The organism is Kitasatospora cathayae, assembly GCF_027627435.1.
Lineage (GTDB): Bacteria > Actinomycetota > Actinomycetes > Streptomycetales > Streptomycetaceae > Kitasatospora > Kitasatospora cathayae.
In genome coordinates, this window is record NZ_CP115450.1 from 4,733,802 (window position 1) to 4,755,199 (window position 21,398).

Here is a 21,398-nt window from a genome sequence, read left to right on the forward strand (position 1 = left end):
GGGTACACCATGGAAGTCACGGATCGTTCGCGACCGTGCTAACCCGGTCCGGCTCCTCCCCCCCGAGTCGGGCTGTGGATAGACGACCCCCGCTCTCCCCCCCGGCGGGGGTCGTCGCACGTCCGGGGCCATTTTCAGGGCTTGAAGGCCATTGCCGCAGCTTCCGCGCTGGCCTCGCCGGCCGCGTGCAGGGGGTGTCGACAGCTCCGTCCGTCCACCACCCTTCGTCACTCTGCGTTGCCATTTGCTCATGGCGCGCACGGCGTGCGCGGCTGGTTCCGATCGGCGCCGCGGGCCGCTCCGGCGGGGTGCGGGAGAGCCGGCGCGAGGGTGTCGGGAAGGCGGTCGACAGAGGGCGGTGGATCGCCGGTTCATCTCCGTGAGCCCCTTTCGTCAATTCTTCGCCGGATAGACACCCGTCCGGGTGAACGTTTTCATCCACAGCCCCCGAGTTATCCACAGGCAATCGGAACGTGGATGACGGAATCCGGATCTCCCCCCACCGTGATGGTCGGCGGCGGTCGCCGGGCGGGGCCTCATCCCTTCCTCTTCCGAGAGGTCTGCCTGGCGGCCGTCCGTCGGAACCGTCCGACGCGCGCCGCAGCCACCCCCGGTGGCAGGCGGCGCAGAGGGGAGAACACCATGTCCGCGCCGATCGCCGACCACGTCACCGCCGAAGGCCCCGCGGCCGCCGGACCGCTCGTCGTCACCGAGGACGAGGGCCTGGCCGAGCACCTGCTGCGGCTCTGTGCCGCGGCGGGCACCGAGCCGAGGCTGATCCGGGGCGCGCCGCCGCCGCGCGAGCAGTGGGAGGCCGCCCCACTGGTCCTGGTCGGGGACGACCAGGCGGAGCGCTGCGCCGGGCTGGGCAGGCGCAGCGGGGTGTTGCTGCTCGGGCTGGACCTCGACGACCCCGGAGTGTGGGTCAGAGCCGTCCAACTCGGCGCCGAGCACGTGCTGTTCCTGCCCGATGCCGAGGCCTGGCTGATGGACCGGATCGCGGACGCGGCGGAGGGTGTCGGCTCGCCGGCGGTCACCGTCGCGGTGCTCGGTGGCCGGGGCGGGGCCGGGGCCTCGACGCTGGCCTGCGCCCTCGCCGTCACGGCCGCACGGGCGGGGCGGCGGACGATGCTCCTCGACGGGGATCCGCTGGGCGGTGGACTGGACATCCTGCTCGGCGGCGAGACGGCCCGCGGGCTGCGCTGGCCGGACCTGGCCGGTTCGCGCGGGCGGGTCAGCGGGGCCGAGCTGGCCCGGGCGCTGCCGGCTCTCAAACGGCTCTCCGCGTTGTCCTGCCTGTCCTGGGACCGCGGCGACACCCTGACGGTGCCGCCCGAGGCCATGCGCAGCGTGCTGGCCGCCTCCCGGCGGCGCGGTGGGCTGGTGGTGGTCGACGTGCCGCGCCATCTCGACGCGGCCGCCGGGCAGGCGCTGGAACAGTCCGACCTCGCGCTGCTGGTGATCCCGGCCGAGCTGCGCGCGGTGGCGGCCGCCGACCGGGTCGCGGCGGCGGCCCGGATGCGGCTCGGGGACGTCCGGGCCGTGGTCCGGCCGGTCCGGGCCGGCGGGCTCCCGGCACACCGGATCGCCCGCGGGCTGCGGCTGGAGCTGGCCGGGGAGCTGGACCCGGAGCCGGGACTGGCCGGGGACGTCGAGCGGGGCGTCCCGCCCGGCATGCGGGACGGCGGCCCGCTCGCGCGCTTCTGCGCGACCTTCCTGAACGAAGTGCTGCCGCCGGTCTCGGCGGTCGGAGGAGGTGTGTACTGATGGTCCGTCTGCGTAGGACAGGTCTCCGGGGCGGTGCCCCGGGCCCGGGCGACGGTGCGCGGGAGCACCGGCCGCTCAGGAGCGTGCCGCCACCCGGCGGGCTGCCGCAGGCCGAACACGGGCCCTGCCCGTACGGCCGGACGGCCCGCGAGCAGCGGACGGCGGAGTTGGTGGACGCGGTACGGCTGCGGCTGGCCGAGTCGGGGGCCGCCCCGACGGCGGGCTCGGTCGCGGCGGTGCTGCGGGCCACCCGGCCGCCGCTCGGCGGGGACGAAGTGCTGGACACCGTGCGCTCGCTGCGCGCCGAACTGGTGGGTGCGGGCCCGCTGGAGCGGCTGCTGGCGGCGCCCGACGTCACGGACGTGCTGGTGAACGGTCCGGAGGAGGTGTGGGTCGACCGTGGCGGCGGCCTGCACCGAGCCACCGGAGTCCGGTTCGCCGACGCCGAGGCGGTGCGACGGCTCGCCCACCGGCTGGCCACCGCGGCTGGGCGGCGCCTGGACGACGCCCGGCCCTGGGTGGACGCCCGGCTGCCGGACGGCACCAGGCTGCACGCGGTGCTGCCGCCGATCGCCGCCGGCTGCACGCACATCTCGCTGCGGGTGTGCCGGCCCCGGCCGTTCACGCTCGACGAGTTGGTGGCGGGCGGGGCGCTGCCGCCGGAGGGCGCCGAGCTGCTGGCCGGCATCGTGCGGGCGCGGCTGTCGCTGCTGGTCTCCGGTGGGACGGGCTCGGGCAAGACGACCCTGCTCGCCGCGTTGCTCGGCCTGGTCGGGCCGGATGAGCGGATCGTGATCGCCGAGGACTCCGCCGAGCTGCGACCGGCCCACCCGCATGTGGTCCGGCTGCAGAGCCGACCGCCGAACCAGGAGGGGCTGGGCGAGTTCACCCTGCGGGACCTCGTCCGGCAGGCGCTGCGGATGCGGCCGGACCGGCTGGTGATCGGCGAGGTGCGCGGGGCCGAGGTGTCGGACCTGCTGGCCGCGCTCAACACCGGACACGAGGGCGGCTGCGGGACCGTCCACGCCAACACGGCGGCGGACGTGCCGGTCCGGCTGGAGGCACTGGGCTCGCTCGCCGGGCTCGACCGACCGGCCCTGCACAGCCAACTGCGGGCGGCGCTCGACGTGGTGGTGCACCTGGTCCGGGATCCCGGCTCGGGGCTGCGCCGGGTGGCGGAGATCCACACGCTGACCGGGGACCGCGACGGGCTGGCCGTGACCACTTCGGCGGTGGAGTTCCCCGCGGCGGGCGGGCTGGTGCCCGGAGCGGGCTGGGAGCGGCTGCTCGGGCTGCTGGCGGCGCGCGGGGTGGCGCTCGGGGCGGGAGCGCCATGAGCGAGGGAGCGGTGGTGGTCGCGGCGGTGAAGGCGACGTCGGTGTCGATGGCCTCAGCGTCGATGGCGCTGGTGTCGATGGCTTCGGCGGGCCAGGCCGCGCGGGAGTTGCGGCTGGTGGAGATCGGCTTCGTGCTGCTCCTGGTCGCGTGCGCGGCCGGCGCAGTGGTGCTGCTCGGGTCGTGGGGACGGAAGGAGCGATGACGTGGAGGTGGATGCCATGACGCGAAGTCAGTTCGCTTTCTGCTGGGCGACGGTGCTGTGCCTGCTGGCCGTCGCCGGGTGGCGGGCCGTTCAGGAACAGCTGCCGGGTGGGCGACGCTCCAGGCTGGTGCTGGCGGGCAGCGGGCCTCCGATGAGGGGCCAGTGCCCGCAGGCGGTGCGGCGGGGGTGGGCTCGGATCCGGGGGTGGCTGGCGCCCGAACTGCTGGTTCTGCCCGTGGGGTTGGCCCTCGGACGGGTCACCGCGTCGCCGGTGCCGGTGCTCGCGGCCGCGCTGGCCCTCCTGCCGCTGCGACGGTGGCGGCTGCGGCGGCGCCTGACGGTGGAGGCCGGGCAGCGGGCCGCGGCCGTGGTGGAGCTCTGCGCCGCGCTGGCGGGGGAGTTGCGCAGCGGCGCGACGCCCGAGCAGGCGCTGCACCTGGTCACCGCACGGCTCGCCGAGGATCCGGACGGGCTGCGCCGGCTCGGAGTCGAGCCGGTGGCCCGGTTGGCGGCGGGCCGTTACGGCGGGGATGTCCCGGCCGCGCTCCAGTTGCTGGCCGAACTGCCCGGTGGCAGCGGAGCGGCGGCGATCGCGGCCTGCTGGCGGGTCGCCTCCGACGGCGGGTCGGGACTCGCCGCCGCGCTGGACCGGGTCGCGGAGGCGCTGCGCGGTGAGCGGGCGCTGGCGGAGGAGATCACCGGGGAGCTGGCCGGGCCGCGTACGACGATCGCGGTCCTGGCCGCCCTGCCGGGCGCGGGGCTGCTCCTGGGCAGTGGGCTCGGGGCCCGTCCGCTGGAGGTCCTGCTGCACACGTCGGCCGGACTGGGCTGCCTCGGGGCGGGGGCGGTCCTGGAGGGGCTGGGAGTGCTCTGGACGGCTCGCATCGTCCGAGTGGCGGCCCAGGGCGGGGTGGAGGCTCCGCAGGGCGTCGCCGGAGGCCGTCCCCGCGCGGGGGCCGAAGGCCCGGCTGGAGGCGGCGGTGGGCGGCGAGGGCTCCTGTGGGCGCGGACGCTCGGCGCCGAAGCGGGGGTGGGGTGATGCGGGGCGCCGGGTGGGTGCCGGCCGGGCCTCTGGTCGTGGCGGCGGTTGCGGCAGCGGTGATGGCGGCGGTCATGGCGGTGGGGTCGGCGCGGCGTAGGGGTGGGCGACGGGTGTTCGCCGGGGCGAGGGGGTGCGAGCGAGCGCGACGACGAACGGGCCCGAGGGATCGAGGTGTTGGGCGCCGACGGCGAGTGGCGTCGGCGGTCGCTGCGGGGCTGGCGGTGGCGGTGCTGATCGGGGGTGGCGTCGGGGTGGTGATCGGAGTGCTGGCGGCGGCGGGTGTCCATCGCTGGTCGGCCCGGGCCAGGTCGCCGGCTGATCGCCGGGCGGCAGCGGAGGAAGAGTTGCTGGCCAGGCAACTCCCGTTGACGACCGAGCTGTTGGCAGCCTGCCTCGGATCGGCGGCGCTGCCCTCGGCGGCGGTGTCGGCGGTGGGCCGGAGTGTGGGCGCGCCGCTGGGACCGAGGCTGGTGGCGATCGGGGCCGAGCTGGCCCTCGGTGCACCGCCGGAGCTGTGCTGGACCAGATTGGGCGAACAGCACCCCTCGCTGGCGCCGCTGGCGCGCTGCCTGGTCCGGACGAGCCGCGGCGGGGCTCCCGTGGCCGACCCGCTGATCGCGCTGGCCCGGGCGCAGCGGATGGCCGCCGCCCGCACGGCCCACACCCGGGTCCGCCGGGCCGCGGTGCTCGCCACCGCGCCGCTCGGGCTCTGCTTCCTCCCGGCCTTCGTGCTGATCGGGGTGGTGCCGGTGGTGATCGGCCTCACCAGCCGTTTCGCCCAAGTCATGTGAGGGCCGTCGGTTTCCGAGGCGGCAGGGCCGCAGGAAAGACCTGAACAGACCGGAAGAAGATCCAGACAGGAGAGAACCATGGCTGCAGTGTTGATGATCAAGGCTGGGGCCGGGCGCCCGCTCCGGCACGTGCTCGGGGTGTGGCGACGGAGGAGCCACGGGGCCGGGGGCCGGGTGCGCAAGGTGGCCCGGTGCCGGGGCCGGTCGGACGCGGGGATGACGACCGCCGAATACGCCGTCGGAACCTTGGGGGCGTGCGCCCTCGCCGCCGGGCTCTACAAGGTGGTGACCAGCACGGCCATCACCGGCGCGCTGACCGAGATGCTGGAACGGGCGCTCCATGCGACGTAGGGGCAGTCCGGGAACTCCCGCCGTGCCGGCGGCGGCCACCGCGCCCCGCCCGCGCTCCAGCACCGCCGCGCCGGCTCTCCGGACGACCGGCGGGAGTTCGATGGCAGGGCGCGGCCGGCCGGTGCGGTCGGTGCGGCGTGGGGACCGGGGCTTCGTCACGGCGGAGACGGCGGTGGTGCTGCCCGCGCTGGTCCTGCTCGCGGCGATGCTGATCTGGGGCGTGCTCGCGGCGGCGGCGCAGATCACCTGCGTGGATGCGGCCCGGATCGGTGCCAGGGCGGCCGCGCGCGGGGAGGCGGACGCCGTCGAACTCGCCCGCGCGGCGGCCCCGCGGGGAGCGCGGGTCCGACTGGCGCTCGCGGCGGACACGGTGCGGGTCGACGTGGACGCCCCGTGCGCGGCGCCGGGCAGGCTGGGCGGCCTGCTCGCGGTGCGGGTCGGCGCGATGGCCGTGGCCGCGCGGGAGGACGTACTGGGGGGCACCACGGAGGGAGGTGGAGGCCCGTGGCCCGCTTGACCAGCCCCTGGGGGGCGGCGGAGCGATTGGCCCGCGTCCGTACCGCTCGGGCCGCTGCGTCCGGTCGGCACGGGTACGGGGCGGACGCGGGCTCGGCGACGGTCTGGCTGCTCGCGCTGGCCATGCTGGGCACGGTGGTCTTCGCCGGGACGATCGCGGTCGGTGCGGTGGTGACCGCCCGGCACCGGGCCGAGTCGGCTGCGGACCTGGCGGCCCTCGCGGCCGCGGACCGGCTGTTGCTGGATCCGGACGGCGGCTGCGGCCGGGCCGCCGGGATCGCTGCGGCGCAGGGTGCCGGTCTGGCGTCCTGCGAGGTGGACCGGTCGGCGGACGCCGTCGAGGTGGTGGCCGAGGTGCCGGTCGGCGGTCTCCCGCTGCGGTTGCCGGTCGGTCCGGCGCGGGCGCGGGCCCGGGCCGGACCGGTCCGGGCCCCGGTCGCCGCGGCCGAGGACGGTGCTGCCGGTGCCGGTGCCGGTGCCGGCGCCGGTGCCAGTGCCGGGATCGGTGTCGGGGTCGATGCCGACGGCCTTCCGAGCGGTGTCGGTGACGCGAGCGGTGCGGCGGCCTCATGAAGCGGCCGGTGCTCCACCCTCCGGGCCCGCCGCGGAGCCGGTCTCCGGCGCCCCCGCCAGCAGGACGTCCAGCAGCCGGACGGCTGCGGCCTTGTTCAGCGGGTCGTTGCCGTTGCCGCACTTGGGCGACTGGACGCAGGACGGGCAGCCGCGCTCGCACTCGCAGGAGGCGATCGCCGCGCGGGTGGCGGTCAGCCAGGGGACGGCCCGCTGGAACCCGCGTTCGGCGAAACCGGCCCCGCCCGGGTGACCGTCGTAGACGAACACCGTGGGCAGCCCGGTGTCGGGGTGCAGCGGGACGGAGACGCCGCCGATGTCCCATCGGTCGCAGGTGGCGAACAGCGGCAGCAGGCCGATCGAGGCGTGCTCGGCGGCGTGGGCGGCGCCGGGCAGTTGGTCGAGCGGGAGGTCCGCGTCGAGCAGCTGGTCCTCGGTGACGGACCACCACACCGCGCGGGTGCGCAGGGTGCGGGGCGGGAGGTCGAGCTTGCTCTCGCCCATGATCTCCCCGGTGGAGATCCGCTTGCGGAGGTAGCCGACCACCTGGTTGACCACCTCCACCGAGCCGAAGCTGAGCCGGCCCTCGCCCCAGTGGACAGTGGTGTCGGTGTCGAGGATGGAGATGGAGGTGATGTCCCGGGCGGCCGTGGTGTACGGCGGGTCGGCCGGCTCGACCAGGGCGACCGAGTCCTCCAGGTCGAGTTCCCGGACCAGGTAGGTGCGGCCCTGGTGGAGGTGGACGGCCCCGGTGTGGACGGTGGTGTGGGCGGCCGCGGCGTCCACCGTGCCGAGCAGTCGACCGGTGTCGGCCTCGACGATCTGCACCGGGCTGCCGCCGCTGCCGCGCAGGTCGACGGCGTCGGCGGCACGCTCCCGGCGGGTCCAGTACCAGGAGCCGTCGGCGCGCCGGCGCAGCAGGCCGCGCCGTTCCAGCACCGGCAGCAGCGGTGCGGTGGAAGGGCCGAACAGCTCCAGGTCGGCATCGGTGAGCGGAAGTTCGGCCGCCGCCGCGCACAGGTGCGGGGCGAGCACGTGCGGGTTGTCGGGGTCGAGCACGGTGGCCTCGACGGGGGTCGCGAACAGCGCCTCCGGGTGGTGCACCAGATAGGTGTCCAGCGGGTCGTCCCGGGCGATCAGGATGGCCAGCGCGCCCTGGGCCTCACGGCCCGCCCGGCCCGCCTGCTGCCAGAGCGAGGCCCGGGTGCCGGGGTAGCCCGCCATCAGGACGGCGTCGAGTCCGGAGATGTCGACGCCGAGTTCGAGAGCGGAGGTGGAGGCGAGTCCGAGCAGTCGGCCGGAGTGCAGATCGCGCTCCAAGGCCCGGCGTTCGTCGGCGAGGTAGCCGCCGCGGTAGGCGGCCACCCGGTCGGCGAGCGGTCGGCCCAGCTGGTCCTGGGCCTGCAGGGCGACGAGTTCGGCGGCACGGCGGGAGCGGACGAACACGACGGTCCGGGTCTGCCGTTCGACCAGGTCGGTCAGCAGGTGAGCGGCCTCGGCGGTGGCGGTGCGGCGCACCGGGGCGCCGTGCTCGCCGACGTTCTCGGTCAGCGGCGGCTCCCAGAGGCCGAAGACCATCGGTCCGCGCGGCGAGGCGTCCTCGGTGACGGCCACGGCGGGCAGACCGGTCAGCCGCCGGGCGGTGACGGCCGGGTCGGCGGTGGTGGCGGAGGCGAGCAGGAAGGTCGGTGACGAACCGTAACGGGCGCAGATGCGGCGCAGCCGCCGCAGCACCTGGGCGACGTGCGAGCCGAAGACGCCCCGGTAGCTGTGGCACTCGTCGACGACCACGTAGCGCAGCACCTTGAGGAAGGAGGACCAACGGGCGTGCGCGGGCAGGACGCCCCGGTGCAGCATGTCCGGATTGGTGAGCACGTAGGAGGCGTACTGGCGGACCCACTCGCGTTCCTCGGGCGGGGTGTCGCCGTCGTACAGGGCCGCCCGGACCCTCGGCGGGGCGAGCTCGGCGGCGCGGCGGCGCTGGTCGGCGGCCAGCGCCTTGGTCGGGGCCAGGTAGAGCGCGGTGGCGCCGCGGCCGTTTCGGGCCTCGGTGCCCTCCAGCAGGTCGCTGAGCACCGGCGCCAGGTAGCCCAGTGACTTGCCCGAGGCGGTGCCTGTGGCGATGACCACAGTCTGGCCGCTTTTGGCCAGGTTCATCGCTTCTGCCTGGTGTGCCCAGGGCTGTTCCACCCCGACGTCCAGCGCCGAGGCGACGATCTCCGGTCGAATCGAGTCGGGCCATGGCGAATAACGCGCAGGTCGGGCGGGAAGGTGCTCCGTATGGGTGAGCCGGTCGGCCCGCCCCCGACTGGTGGACAGGGTCGTGAGCAGTGCCTCGGGCAAGCTGTGTCGGGGCGGCATGAGGACCCAGTGTGTCACCGGCGTGACGGAGAATCGTCGTAAGCCATCGTGCGGGCATGGTCGCAGGTGGTTGAATGTGGCCGTGACGGCCGTATGGCCGTGGGTCGCAGCGCTGAGGCTTGCCACGCGTTGGCTTGGCGCGCCCGGGCTCGCGACCATGCGGTGGCGGCCGTCCGGCCGAGGATCGCACATGACGTAGCAAGGCAAGGTGCTGGAGGTTCCGTGGACCTGTCCCTGTCGACCCGCGCAGTCGGCGATCGTACGGTCGTCGAGGTTGGCGGCGAGATCGATGTGTACACCGCCCCGAAGCTGCGGGAGCAGCTGGTCGAGCTCGTCAACGACGGCAAGTACCACCTCGTCGTCGACATGGAGGGCGTTGACTTCCTCGACTCGACCGGCCTCGGCGTGCTGGTCGGTGGCCTGAAGCGGGTGCGTGCCCACGAAGGCTCGCTGCGCCTGGTGTGCAACCAGGAGCGCATTCTCAAGATCTTCCGGATCACCGGTCTGACCAAGGTCTTCCCGATCCACACCTCGGTGGACGACGCGGTCGCCGCGACCGACTGACGCGTCCGGGCCGGTCCACGCGGCCGGCCCGCTCGTTCCACGCGTCCGGGGTGCAGGGGCCCGCGAGGCCCCGTGCTCCCCGGGCGCCACGGGGCCGGTCGAGCGCTGGCCCGCGGGGCCGCACGGTCGGCTCCGGTCGGAGCACCCCGAGGGGGAGAGATGGCAACCGTCGAACTTCGATTCAGCGCGCTTCCCGAGCACGTGCGGACGGCCCGGTTGGTCGCCGCGGCCGTCGCCAGACGGGCCGGGGTCGACGAGTCGGTGCTCGACGAGGTGCGGCTCGCGGTCGGTGAGGCATGTTCCCGTGCGGTCGGTCTGCACCAGCGCGGTGGCATCGGCGGCACCGTGCGAGTCGCGCTGACCGATCAGGAGAAGCGTTTCCTCATCGAGGTCGAGGACGAGGCCGGCCCCGCCGCGGCTCCGGCCCCCGGTGCCGCCGAGGGCGGCGACGCGGACGAGGACACCCTGGGTCTCGCCGTGATCACCGGCCTGGTCGAGGACCTGGAGGTCGCCAACGGCGCCGACGGTGGCGTGATCCGGATGAGCTGGCCGGTCTCGGTCGCCTCCGTCGGGGTCTGACGTCGCCGAACGAGCCCCGAGCCCCGACGGCATCGGGCCTGGCCTGACGCGGCCTGAGACCGGCCCTGACCTGGCCTGAGACCGGCCCTGACGAGCCCTGGCACGGTCTGGTGCGGTCCGGCGGGGCTTCGGCGCGGTCCGGGGGAGCGCTTCCCAGCCATAGCCGGGATTCCGTCCCCCGGGTGGCCGTTGACAAATTGTTGATTATGGCGGTTCGCTGCTTCCGGCACGACCGGGTCCGATCGTCGATCGGACCTGTCGCGGAAGAGGAAGCACATGCGGATTCGCATCCTGTGGCCGGCCGGGCAGGCCACCGCCACGCTGGCGACCCCCCCACCACCGAGGCGCTCTGGGCCGAGCTGCCGATCAGTTCGACGGCCAATACCTGGGGCGAGGAGGTCTACTTCGGCACGCCCGTCAGCGTGCCGCGCGAGGACGGCGCCCAGCAGGTCGTCGAGCCGGGCACGGTCGCGTTCTGGACGGACGGCGACAGCCTCGCGCTGCCGTACGGTCCGACTCCGGTCTCGCGCGACGGCGAGTGCCGACTGGCCAGCCCCTGCAACGTCCTCGGTGCGCTGGACGGGGACGCCCGGGTGCTGAGCACCGTCCGGCCAGGTGACCCGATCCGGGTCGAGCGGGCCTGAGCGGGGGCGGGGACGGTGGTCCGAGTCCGGCCGGGGGCGGAAGTTCGTTGGCAAGGAGCCGGCAGGGCGCCGAGTAGCCGGGAGTCGAGTAGCCGGGAACCGGACGCTCGGTGACGGCCGTGTAGGTTCGACGACCGAAGACGACCGAAACCGAAAGGCTTCTCCCGGTGAACAAGCGACTGCTGGCCGTACCCGCCCTCGGCGTGCTGCTCGCGTTCGGCGCCGTCGGCTGCGGCGGCGACGACAACAGCAAGCAGCTGGAGTCCTGGGCGTCGAACGTCTGCGGCGCGGCCAAGGACCCGATCGCCCAGTCGCAGAACGCGCTCGCCGACACCGGCCAGGTGAAGACCGGTGAGGCCCCCGCGGACCTGCAGAAGCGGCTCTCGACGGACATCGGGCGACTGGCCAAGACCAACCAGGACATCGCGGCCGCCATCGACGCGGCCGGTGCGCCCAAGGTGGACAACGGCGCGACGCTGCAGAAGGACACCGTCGACGAGCTGAAGAAGGCGGCCGACGGCTACCTGGACGTCCAGAAGAAGCTGGACGCACTGCCCAACAACGACCAGGCGAAGTTCGCGGACGGGCTGCACAGCGTCGCCGACCAGCTGCAGCAGTTGTCCTCGCTGTCCACCCAGGCGCAGGCCAAGCTGCAGCGCGGCGACCTCGGCGCCGCGATGGCCAAGCAGGAGGGCTGCAAGCCCACCCAGGCCACCCCGAGCGCCGGTGCGAGCGGTAGCGCAGGCGGCTCCCCGGCCACCGGGGGCGCGAGCGCGACCCCGAGCGCCGGAGCCTCCGCCTCGGTAGGCGCCCCCAGCGGCACCCCCGCGCCGGGCGCGACGGACACCGCGAGCCCGGCGGCCACCCCGTCGGCGGGCGCTGCCACCACCCCGGCGGCCCCGGCCACGACCCCGGCCACTCCGGCACCCAGCGCGAGCTGATCGAGGACGGGAAGCGGGCGCGGAAGGGTTCGGGAAGCGGCAGGGGCCGGGGTCGCTCGAAGGAGCGGCCCCGGCCCCTGCCGCATCGCGAGCGGCGGCCAAGCGGTGAGCCTGAGTCGCTGCGGTGGGGGCGTGGATCCGGGGTGGGGGGCGGGCTGCCGGAGCCGGTGTTCTGGTCCGGTGGCGGGGCGCTTCGGCAGTGGCAGGGGGCGCGCGGAGGAGGGTGCGCACCCGGTGACGGCCCCAGTCGGGCCTCTTCGGTGCTTCACGTCCCAGACCGGTCCGAGCCACTGCCCGTTCCATGCGGGCCGGAGGGCCGGGCCGGGGGCTGGGCGGGGGACAATGGCGGGGTGATCAGTAGCCCCGTTCTCGACCCGACCCGTCTGGCCAAGCTGCGCGAGGCGCTGCTGGAGGCCTCGTTCACCGCCGATGGGTGCCTGGACCTGCTGGGGCCCACCGGCTACGCGGCCTTGGCCCGCAGCGAGGCGGTTCCGGCGCTGCGCGCGACGCGTGGCGGCAGCCCGCTGGAGACGCTGGTGCGGCTGTTCCTGCTGCAGCAGCCGGTGCCGTACAAGGCGGCGGCCGCCGCGTTGCCGGTGGAGGACTGCCTGGCGGACGGCTGGCTGCGCCCGGACGGGGACCTGGTGCGTGCCACGGTGGACGTCCGGCCGTATGCCAACGAGGTTGCCGGGCTTCCCAGTTCGGATGCCTGGGTGGTCTCCGACCTGGGTTGCGCGGTGGGCGGTGCGGGCGGGATCGGATCCGGCGAGACCGCGCACGGGGTGGCCCGCAAGGACCTGGTGCTGGGGGTCGGCGGGGCGTCCACCACGCTGGCCAACATCACCGTGCGCCGGCCCGTCGGGGCGGCGCTGGACCTCGGTTCGGGCTCCGGCGTGCAGGCGCTGCACGCGGCCCGGCACGCCCGCAGCGTCACCGCCACCGACCTCAACCCGCGCGCGCTGCGGTTCACCGAACTGACCCTGGCGCTGTCCGGGTTCGACAACACCGAGGCGCTCGCCGGGAGCCTCTTCGAGCCGGTCGGGGAGCGGAAGTTCGACCTGATCGTCTCCAACCCGCCGTTCGTCATCTCGCCGGCCGGCCGGTTCACCTACCGCGACGGCGGCATGGCCGGGGACGACCTGTGCCGCAGCCTGGTGCGCTCGGCCGCCGAGCACCTGGAGCCGGGCGGCTACTGCCAGTTGCTCGCCAACTGGCAGCACGTCAAGGGTGAGGATTGGCACGAGCGGCTGGCCGGCTGGGTGGCGGGCACCGGGCTGGACGCCTGGATCGTCCAGCGCGAGGTCCAGGACGTGGCCCAGTACGCCGAGTTGTGGCTGCGCGACGGCGGTGACCACCGCGGTCCGGGCGGCGACTACCAGGCCCGGTACGGCGAGTGGCTGGACGCCTTCGAGGCGGGCCGGGTCGAGGGCATCGGGATGGGCTGGATCACCCTGCGGGCGAGCGGCGCCGAGCGTCCGACCGTCCGGGTGGAGGAGTGGCCGCACCCGGTGGAGCAGCCGCTCGGCCCGCACATCGACGAGTGGTTCGACCGGCAGGACTTCCTGCGCTCGCACGACGACGCGGGCCTGCTCGCGGCCCGCTACGTGCTGGCCGACGAGGTGGTCCAGGAGCAGGTCGGCGCGCCGGGGGCGGAGGACCCGGAGCACGTGGTGCTGCGGCACAACCGGGGCATGCGGCGGGCCACCAAGGTGGACACCGTGGGCGCCGGGTTCGTCGGGGTCTGCGACGGGACGCTGTCGGCGGGCGAGATCGTGGACGCCATCGCCCAGCTGTTGGGCGAGGACCGGGTGGTGCTGCGGGACCGGGTGCCGGAGTCGCTCCGGCTGCTGACCGAGCAGGGGTTCATCAACCCGGTTCGGTGAGCCCGGTTCGGTGAGTCCCGTTCGGTAGAACACGGCGCGGGCACCCCCTGGTTCATCCGCCCGTACCCCCCGGTTTGTCCGGCGGTCCCCGTCCGGCTGCCCCCTGTTGGTCGGACGCTGTGAGGCTCTGTCCACAGGCTGTGGACAGAGCTGGGGACCCGGGGGCCAGGGGTGGAGACGACGACGGCGACCGTGAGCGGGCTGGTGCTCGCCCTCTTCGGTGGCGTGCTGCTGCTCTGGTGCGCCGCCGAAGTGCGCCTTCGCCACCGGGTGCGCCGACTGGGGGTGTCGGCGGTGGCCACGGTGGTCGCCGAGAGCGACGGGCACGGCCAGCTCGACAGTGCGCCGCTGCTCTCCTTCTCCGTACTGCCGACGGTGCTGCCGACGATCGGCGACGACAAGGGGTCCGGCGCCGGCCGGATCGCGGAGCTCGTGCTCACCCGGCCGCGCGGTCACACCCCGCTGCGCCGTCCGGAGCGTTTCACGCCCGGTGCCTCGGTCCGGATCTGCTACGACCCGGACCGCCCCCGCCGGGCGGTGCTGGCGGCGGGGGAGGTCGGCCGGGCCGCGGTCGTCGACCTGCTGTGGAGCGCCTTGGGCGCGGCCTGTCTGGTGGCGGGCGCCGGGCTGCTGGCAGCTGTCGGTCGCTGAAGCGCTGAGGCGCTGAGGCGCTGAGCCGCCGAGTCTCTGAGGCCACGGCCGACCCGCCGCTACCGCTCGGCCAACCCGGCGCGATCCGGAGAGCGCGATACCGCAAGCGCGCCGATTTATCCGTTGACAGATCTTGAAATCCGTCATTCCATCCTCCGGAACCTGCCGAAGCCCCCCTCCACGGGGCGCGAACCTCCGTCATCGGGTTACCGTTCGAGTGGCGTCGGTGAGCGCGGCAAGCGAAAAAGCGGGATCCGTCCGTTTGACAAGGGTGGCCGGGGTACGGTCACACTCCGCTGGTGGGGTGTCGTGCAGCGGCGGCCCCGGGACGGTGGAGGGGTCGGGCGGAGCGCAGCCCGTGCTGCCAGCGCCGACCAGCCACATAAGGACCGGGAGAGAAGAGCGAAGGTGTCCCCGAGCAGCGAGACCGCGCACGGACAGCGACTCGTCATTGTCGAGTCGCCGGCCAAGGCGAAGACGATCAAGGGCTACCTGGGCCCCGGCTACATCGTCGAGGCGAGCGTCGGGCACATCCGCGACCTGCCCAGCACCGCGGCCGAGGTGCCGGACAAGTACACCGGCGAGGTGCGCCGCCTCGGGGTGGACGTCGACCACGACTTCGCGCCCATCTACGTGGTCAACGCGGACAAGAAGTCCCAGGTCAGCAAGTTGAAGTCGCTGCTCGCGGAGTCCGACGAGCTCTTCCTCGCCACCGACGAGGACCGCGAGGGCGAAGCCATCGCGTGGCACCTCCAGCAGGTGCTCAAGCCCAAGGTGCCGGTGCACCGGATGGTGTTCCACGAGATCACCAAGTCGGCGATCCAGGAGGCGGTGGCCAACCCGCGCGAGCTGAACCAGCGCTTGGTCGACGCCCAGGAGACCCGCCGCATCCTCGACCGCCTCTACGGCTTCGAGGTCTCGCCGGTGCTGTGGAAGAAGGTCATGCCGAAGCTGTCGGCGGGCCGGGTGCAGTCCGTGGCGACCCGTCTGGTGGTCGAGCGGGAGCGCGAGCGGATGGCCTTCCGCACCGCCTCGTACTGGGACCTGGTCGGCACCTTCGGCACCGGCCGGACCCCGGCGGACGCCGCCAACCCGGAGACCTTCGGCGCCCGGCTGGCCTCGGTCGACGGCAAGCGGATCGCCAGCGGCCGCGACTTCGGTTCGGACGGGCGGCTCAAGGCCGGCAGCACCAACACCCTGCACCTGGACGAGCAGGCCGCCCGCCGGCTGGCCGCCGCCCTCGCGCAGACCGCGTTCAGCGTCCGCAGCGTCGAGTCCAAGCCGTACCGCCGCTCGCCGTACGCGCCGTTCCGCACCACCACGCTCCAGCAGGAGGCCAGCCGCAAGCTGGGCTTCGGCGCCAAGCGGACCATGCAGGTGGCCCAGAAGCTGTACGAGAACGGCTTCATCACCTACATGCGCACCGACTCGACCACGCTGTCGGACACCGCGATCTCCGCCGCCCGCGCGCAGGTCACCCAGCTGTACGGCGCCGACTACCTGCCGGACGCCCCGCGCACCTATGCCAGCAAGGTCAAGAACGCGCAGGAGGCGCACGAGGCCGTCCGCCCCTCCGGCGACCGCTTCCGCACCCCCGCCGAGACCGGTCTGAGCGGTGACGACTTCAAGCTGTACGAGCTGATCTGGATGCGCACCGTCGCCTCCCAGATGAAGGACGCGGTCGGCCAGTCGGTCACCGTCCGGGTCGGCGGCGCCTCCGCCGACGGCCGGGACGTCGAGTTCTCCGCCTCCGGCAAGATCATCACCTTCCACGGCTTCCTCAAGGCCTACGTCGAGGGCGCCGACGACCCGAACGCCGAGCTCGACGACCGCGAGCGCCGGCTGCCGCAGGTCGCCCAGGGCGACCCGCTGGCCGCCGACCGGATCACCCCCGAGGGCCACGCCACCAAGCCGCCGGCCCGCTACACCGAGGCCTCGCTGGTCAAGGAGCTCGAGGACCGGGAGATCGGCCGCCCCTCCACCTACGCGTCGATCATCGACACGATCATCCAACGCCGGTACGTGTTCAAGAAGGGCACGGCGCTCGTCCCGTCCTTCCTCTCCTTCGCCGTGGTCAACCTGCTGGAGAAGCACTTCGGCCGGCTGGTCGACTACGACTTCACCGCCAAGATGGAGGACGACCTCGACCGGATCGCCGCCGGTGAGGCGCAGTCCGTGCCGTGGCTGAAGCGCTTCTACTTCGGCGAGGGCGAGGGCGCGGCCGGCGGTGCCGCCGAGGCCGGCAACGGCGACGGCGACCACCTGGGCGGCCTGAAGGAGCTGGTCACCGACCTGGGCGCGATCGACGCCCGGGAGATCAGCTCGTTCCGGATCAGCGACGACATCACCCTGCGGGTCGGCCGCTACGGCCCGTACGTCGAGCGGGCCTCCGCCGTCGAGGGCGAGCCCGGCCAGCGCGCAGACATCCCGGACGAGCTGCCGCCGGACGAGCTGACCGTCGAGCTGGCCGAGGAGCTGCTGGCCAAGCCCAGCGGCGACTTCGAGCTCGGCCCGGACCCGGTCAGCGGCAACATGCTGGTCGCCAAGGACGGCCGCTACGGCCCGTACGTGACCGAGATCCTGCCCGAGGGCACGCCGAAGACCGGCAAGAACGCGGTCAAGCCGCGCACCGCCTCGCTGTTCAAGACGATGTCGCTGGACACCGTCACCCTGGAGGACGCGCTGCGGCTGCTCTCGCTGCCGCGCGTGGTCGGCACCGACCCCGAGGGCGCGGAGATCACCGCGCAGAACGGCCGCTACGGCCCGTACCTCAAGCGCGGCACCGACTCGCGCTCGCTCAGCAGCGAGGACCAGCTCTTCACGATCACCCTCGAGGAGGCGCTGGCGATCTACGCCCAGCCCAAGCAGCGCGGCCGGGCCGCCGCCGCTCCGCCGCTCAAGGAGCTGGGCACGGACCCGGTCAGCGAGCGCCCGGTGGTGGTCAAGGACGGCCGGTTCGGCCCCTACGTGACCGACGGCGAGACCAACGCCACGCTGCGCAAGGACGACGACGTCGAGACCATCACGCCGGAGCGCGGCTACGAGCTGCTCGCCGAGAAGCGGGCGCGCGGGCCGGTGAAGAAGGCGGCGAAGAAGGCCCCGGCGAAGAAGGCGGCGGCCAAGAAGACGACCACCACGAAGACGGCGGCGACCAAGACCGCCGCCAAGAAGACGGCCGCGAAGAAGACCACGACCACCAAGACCACCACCGCGAAGACGGCGGCCAAGAAGACGGCCGCGAAGAAGGCAGCGGCCGGCAAGCCCACCGCCACCGACGAGGGCTGATCCTCCGGCAGCGGTACCCGGGCCCGTGCCCCCGTCGGGGGGTGCGGGCCCGCGGTCCGTCCGGGGGCGGCGCGGGATCGGTGTGGGGGCGGCGCGGGATCCGTGCGGGGCGACGGCCCCGAGGCCGTGCGGAGCGGTACCCGGGTGTGTGCGGGGATCGTCACAGGCCGGTGATGAGGGCGAACCGGAACGCCGTTCGTCTCAATCCGGCAAAGCCCAGCCCGCTACGCTGACCGTATGACGAGCGAGGAGCAGCCCACCCCCAGCGCCGCCCCGGCCGCCAGAGCCACCGGGCCCGACCTGCCCGAGGTCGCGCCCGCCGGAACCCCCGCGGACCGGGCCCGGGCACTGTTGCGGACCCGGCCCTATCGGCGCCTGTGGACCACCCAGCTGATCGGCGGCACCGCCGACCGGCTCGGGCTGCTGGTGCTGCTCGCGCTCACCGTGATCGCCGCCGCCCAGGGCGGTCAGCTCGGCGACCTGCCGCGCAACCTCGCCTTCGCCACCGCCGCCGTCCTGGCCGTCCGGGTGGTGGCCACCGGGCTGGTCGGCGTGGCGCTGCTGGAGCCGGTGCACCAGCTGGTCACCGGGAAGCTCGACCGGCGCTGGACGCTGTTCGGCGCGGACGTGCTGCGCGCCCTGCTGATCGGCATCGCGCCGTGGTGGACGGTCTGGCTGGGCTCCGGCCCGAAGCCCTCCGGCGCGGCCACCTATGTGCTGCTCGCCACCGTGTTCCTCACCGGGGCCGCCGAGCGGGTGTGGGGGATCGCCAAGGCCGCCGCCGTCCCCGGGCTGCTGCCGCCGGCCAACCCTCCCTCCTTGCCCGCCATCGGGCAGGAGGGGCCCATGCGCCCGTCCGACGAGCAGCGGCCGGCCGCCGCCAACCTGGACACCGTCCGGAGCATCGACCGGTTCACCGGCTGGGTCACCGTGCCGCTCGGCGCCGTCGCCCTGGTCGTCCTCACCCTGGTCAACAACATCGGCGCGGCGCTCGGGTCGGACTGGCTGCGCGCCCACCAGCTGACCTTCGCGGCGCTCGGCGCGGCCGGCCTGTTCGCCGCCGCGGCCGTCCGCGGCTACCTCCAGCAGCTGCCCGGCGGCCCGGTGACCGTCGCCCCGCACTCGCCGCTGACCGGGCTGCGCGCCCCGACCGACGCGACCCCCGGTCCCGCCCTGAGCAAGGGCCGCACCGGCAGCGCCCCGTACTTCACCTTCGCCGTCGCGGCCGGCTTCGCCTCGATGGCGGGCGTCGCCGCGCTGGCGCTGCTCACCGCCGCCGAGCACCGGGCCGGGCCGATCGGCTACGGCCTGGTCGTGCTCGCCGCGGCCGGCGCTCCCGCGCTGGGAGCCGGACTCACCCGGTCCACCCTGCCCTCGCTCTCCCGCCGCCGGCTGCTCGCGCTGGCGCTGCTCACCGAGGGCGTCGCGCTGATCCTGGCCGGGCTGGTGCTGGACTTCGTGCTGGTGCTGCTGCTCACGGTGCTGGCCGGGCTGGCCGCCGGGATCGTCGTCTCGACCGGGCGCACCCTGCTCGCCCAGGAGGTCGAGGAGGCCCGGCTGGCCAGGGTCACCGAGCACCTGTACGCGGTGCTGCGGGCCGTGGTCGCCGCCGCGCTGGTCGCCGTCCCGCTGATCGCCGCGGCCTACGGGGACGTCGAGTACGGCACCGTCGAGCCCGGCTCCTTCACCTTCATCCACGGCGGCGCCGCCCTCGCGGTCGCCACCTCGGGGCTGCTCACCCTGGTTCTCGCCGCCGTCGTGCTGCTGCGCACCGACGACCGGCGCGGCACCGTGCCGTTCGGCCGGGACCTGATGGACGCGGTGCGCGGTGGCGGCGGCCCGGTGCCGCACCGGGGCGCGGGCACCGGCTTCTTCATCGCCCTGGAGGGCGGCGACGGCGCCGGAAAGTCCACCCAGGCCCAGGCGCTCGCCGAGTGGATCCGCGGCAAGGGGCACGAGGTCGTGCTCACCCGCGAGCCCGGTGGCAGCCCCGTCGGGCAGCGGCTGCGCGGGCTCGTCCTGGACGTCGGCAACACCGGCCTGTCGCACCGCGCCGAGGCGCTGATCTACGCCGCCGACCGCGCCGAGCACGTCGAGAACGTCATCCGGCCGGCCCTCGCCCGCGGCGCCGTGGTGATCACCGACCGGTACATGGACTCCTCCATCGCCTACCAGGGCGCCGGGCGCGACCTGGCCGCCACCGAGGTCGCCCGGATCTCCCGCTGGGCGACCGGCGGGCTGCTGCCCGACCTGACCGTGGTGCTGGACGTCGACCCGACCAGGGCCCGGGAGCGCTTCACCGAGGCGCTGGACCGGCTGGAGTCGGAGCCCACCGAGTTCCACCAGCGGGTCCGGGCCGGCTTCCTCGCCCTCGCGGCCGCCGACCCGGCGCGCTACCTGGTCGTGGACGGCAGCCAGGCCCCCGGCTTCGTCACCACCGCCATCCGGCACCGGCTCGACCGCGAGCTGCCGCTCTCCGAGCAGGAGAAGGCCGCCCGCGCCGAACAGGAACGGCTGGCCAAGGAGGAGGCCGAGCGGCGCGCCGCCGAGGAGGCCCGTCGGCGGGCCGAGGAGGAGGCGGCCGAGCGCAAGCGGCAGGAGGTGCTGGCGCAGCTGCGGGCCGAGCAGGCCGAGAAGGAGCGACTGGCCAAGGAGGAGGCCGAGCGAATCGCCGCCGAGGCCCGACGCAAGGCCGAGGAGGAGGCCCGCCGCCGGGCGGAGGAGGAAGCGCGCCGGCGAGCCGAGGAGGAGGCGCGCCGACGGGCCGAGGAAGAGGCCCGGCTGGCCGCGGAGGCCGTCGAGCGCAAGCGGATCGCCGACGAGGCGGCCGCCCAGGCGGAGCTCCAGCGGCAGCGGGAGCTGGCGCGCGAGGAGCAGCGGCGCCGTGCGGAGGAGGCGCTGCAGCGGGCCGAGGAGGCCCGGCTGGCGCAGGCCGCGGCGCTCGCGGCGGCCGCAGCGGCGGCGGAGACGGCTTCGGGTCGGGCCGGGTCGGATTCCGACCGGACCGGGGCTGGGTCGGATCGGGCTGGGTCCGGGTCGGATCAGGTCGGGTCGGATCGGCCGGGTTCGGGTCCGGCGGGTTCGGATCAGGCGGGTTCGGCTCGGTCGGATGCGGGGCCGTCGGCCAGGGACGCGGCCACGACGCAGCTGCGGGCGGTCCGGGACACGCCGCAGGGCGCGCCGGAGGGCCTCGGCGACGAGGCGACGCGGGAGCTGACGCTGCGCGACCGGCAGGCGGCCGTCCGGGCGGCGGGGACCGCCGACGCGACCGCCCGGCTGCCCCGGGTGCCGACGACCGTGGACGAGACGGCGGTGCTGCCCAAGGTGCCGGCGGCTGACGAGACGGCCGTGCTGCCGAAGGTGCCCGCCGTGGACGAGACCGCGGTGCTGCCGCGGGTCGAGCCGGGTTCCGGGGAGCCGGGGCGTTCCGGGGAGTCGGGGGACAGCACTCGTGAGCTGCCGGTGGTGGACGGTCGGTCCGCCACTGTGCCGCCGTTCGGCGCCCAGCCGGCGGTCGACCCGCAGCCGACCGCCGAGCGGCCCCGGCCGGAGTGGGCCGAGGAGACGCCGATGGACGACCTGCCGAGCCTGACCGACACCCTGCTCGGCTCGCGTGACGAGTGGGCGCGCTGGGAGCAGGGCGGCGGCGACCAGGGCCGGACGGGTCCGCGTGACGGCGGGGACCGGCGCGGCGGAGGCGACCGCGGCGAGGACGGCGGCAAGGGCAAGGGCCGGCGCTGGGGTCGCCGGGGCTGAGCCGGTACGGATGACGGACGGGCGTCGTCGTCGGGGCAGTGGTCCCCGGGGGCGCCGCCCGTCGTCGTCGGAGCGGACGGGGCCGTGGGTACCAGGGGCCGGCCGCGTGACCGCGTGACCTGGACGGAGCAGTGGCTGTCGGAGCGGAGACGTATGC

The 21,398-nt window shown here is 74.8% G+C and carries 16 protein-coding genes and 1 pseudogene; 16 read left to right on the forward strand and 1 reads right to left on the reverse strand.

Annotation, left to right across the window (positions count from 1 at the left end; translation table 11 throughout):
- Positions 1-642: 642 nt before the first annotated feature.
- The 8 genes from ssd to O1G21_RS21080 all read left to right on the forward strand — a co-directional run bounded on the left by ssd (position 643) and on the right by O1G21_RS21080 (position 6,580).
- On the forward strand, positions 643-1,767 hold the full coding sequence (gene ssd / locus O1G21_RS21045; RefSeq protein WP_270146044.1) for a septum site-determining protein Ssd: 1,125 nt from the start codon (positions 643-645) through the stop codon (positions 1,765-1,767).
- An 83-nt stretch (positions 1,768-1,850) separates the two neighbouring features.
- The gene (locus O1G21_RS21050; protein ID WP_405000687.1) at positions 1,851-3,104 is read left to right on the forward strand and encodes a TadA family conjugal transfer-associated ATPase; all 1,254 of its coding nucleotides are present in this window, start codon (positions 1,851-1,853) and stop codon (positions 3,102-3,104) included.
- Positions 3,101-3,307 carry a hypothetical protein gene (locus tag O1G21_RS21055; protein ID WP_270146045.1) on the forward strand — a complete coding sequence of 69 codons (207 nt, stop codon included), beginning with the start codon at positions 3,101-3,103 and terminating at the stop codon, positions 3,305-3,307. The genes O1G21_RS21050 and O1G21_RS21055 overlap by 4 nt, the downstream gene beginning before the upstream one ends.
- Positions 3,308-3,323: 16 nt before the next feature.
- Positions 3,324-4,346, forward strand: a complete 1,023-nt coding sequence (locus O1G21_RS21060; protein ID WP_270146046.1) for a type II secretion system F family protein — start codon at positions 3,324-3,326, stop codon at positions 4,344-4,346.
- A gap of 224 nt (positions 4,347-4,570) precedes the next feature.
- The gene (locus O1G21_RS21065) at positions 4,571-5,140 is read left to right on the forward strand and encodes a type II secretion system F family protein (protein ID WP_270146047.1); all 570 of its coding nucleotides are present in this window, start codon (positions 4,571-4,573) and stop codon (positions 5,138-5,140) included.
- A gap of 78 nt (positions 5,141-5,218) precedes the next feature.
- Positions 5,219-5,491 (forward strand): DUF4244 domain-containing protein, encoded by a 273-nt coding sequence (locus tag O1G21_RS41810; RefSeq protein WP_405000688.1) that lies wholly within the window; start codon positions 5,219-5,221, stop codon positions 5,489-5,491.
- Between the two features lie 100 nt (positions 5,492-5,591).
- Entirely contained in the window at positions 5,592-6,008 is a 417-nt protein-coding gene (locus tag O1G21_RS21075) for a TadE family type IV pilus minor pilin (RefSeq protein WP_270146048.1), read from the forward strand.
- On the forward strand, positions 5,996-6,580 hold the full coding sequence (locus O1G21_RS21080; protein WP_270146049.1) for an Rv3654c family TadE-like protein: 585 nt from the start codon (positions 5,996-5,998) through the stop codon (positions 6,578-6,580). Before O1G21_RS21075 ends, O1G21_RS21080 begins: the two co-directional genes overlap by 13 nt.
- Here the strand turns inward: O1G21_RS21080 and O1G21_RS21085 are convergent.
- The gene (locus O1G21_RS21085) at positions 6,575-8,938 is read right to left on the reverse strand and encodes a DEAD/DEAH box helicase (RefSeq protein WP_270146050.1); all 2,364 of its coding nucleotides are present in this window, start codon (positions 8,936-8,938) and stop codon (positions 6,575-6,577) included. The genes O1G21_RS21080 and O1G21_RS21085 overlap by 6 nt on opposite strands.
- Before the next feature lie 222 nt (positions 8,939-9,160).
- Here O1G21_RS21085 and bldG point away from each other — a divergent pair, with 222 nt between their 5' ends.
- From bldG to tmk, 8 genes and pseudogenes are all read left to right on the forward strand, one after another.
- Positions 9,161-9,502: an anti-sigma factor antagonist BldG gene (gene bldG / locus O1G21_RS21090; RefSeq protein ID WP_188305076.1), complete on the forward strand. Its 342-nt coding sequence runs from the start codon at positions 9,161-9,163 to the stop codon at positions 9,500-9,502.
- Between the two features lie 159 nt (positions 9,503-9,661).
- Positions 9,662-10,081, forward strand: a complete 420-nt coding sequence (locus tag O1G21_RS21095) for an ATP-binding protein (protein WP_270146051.1) — start codon at positions 9,662-9,664, stop codon at positions 10,079-10,081.
- A 276-nt stretch (positions 10,082-10,357) separates the two neighbouring features.
- Positions 10,358-10,725, forward strand: a pseudogene (locus tag O1G21_RS21100) (cyclophilin-like fold protein).
- A 167-nt stretch (positions 10,726-10,892) separates the two neighbouring features.
- Entirely contained in the window at positions 10,893-11,666 is a 774-nt protein-coding gene (locus O1G21_RS21105; RefSeq protein ID WP_270146052.1) for a small secreted protein, read from the forward strand.
- 350 nt (positions 11,667-12,016) lie between these two features.
- Positions 12,017-13,549 (forward strand): DUF7059 domain-containing protein, encoded by a 1,533-nt coding sequence (locus O1G21_RS21110; protein ID WP_270146053.1) that lies wholly within the window; start codon positions 12,017-12,019, stop codon positions 13,547-13,549.
- Between the two features lie 171 nt (positions 13,550-13,720).
- The gene (locus O1G21_RS21115) at positions 13,721-14,200 is read left to right on the forward strand and encodes a DUF3592 domain-containing protein (protein WP_270146054.1); all 480 of its coding nucleotides are present in this window, start codon (positions 13,721-13,723) and stop codon (positions 14,198-14,200) included.
- Positions 14,201-14,608: 408 nt separating this feature from the next.
- Positions 14,609-17,485, forward strand: coding sequence for a type I DNA topoisomerase (gene topA / locus O1G21_RS21120; RefSeq protein ID WP_270146055.1), 2,877 nt, complete (start codon positions 14,609-14,611; stop codon positions 17,483-17,485).
- Positions 17,486-17,722: 237 nt separating this feature from the next.
- Positions 17,723-21,241, forward strand: coding sequence for a dTMP kinase (tmk, locus tag O1G21_RS21125; RefSeq protein ID WP_270146056.1), 3,519 nt, complete (start codon positions 17,723-17,725; stop codon positions 21,239-21,241).
- Positions 21,242-21,398 lie beyond the last annotated feature (157 nt).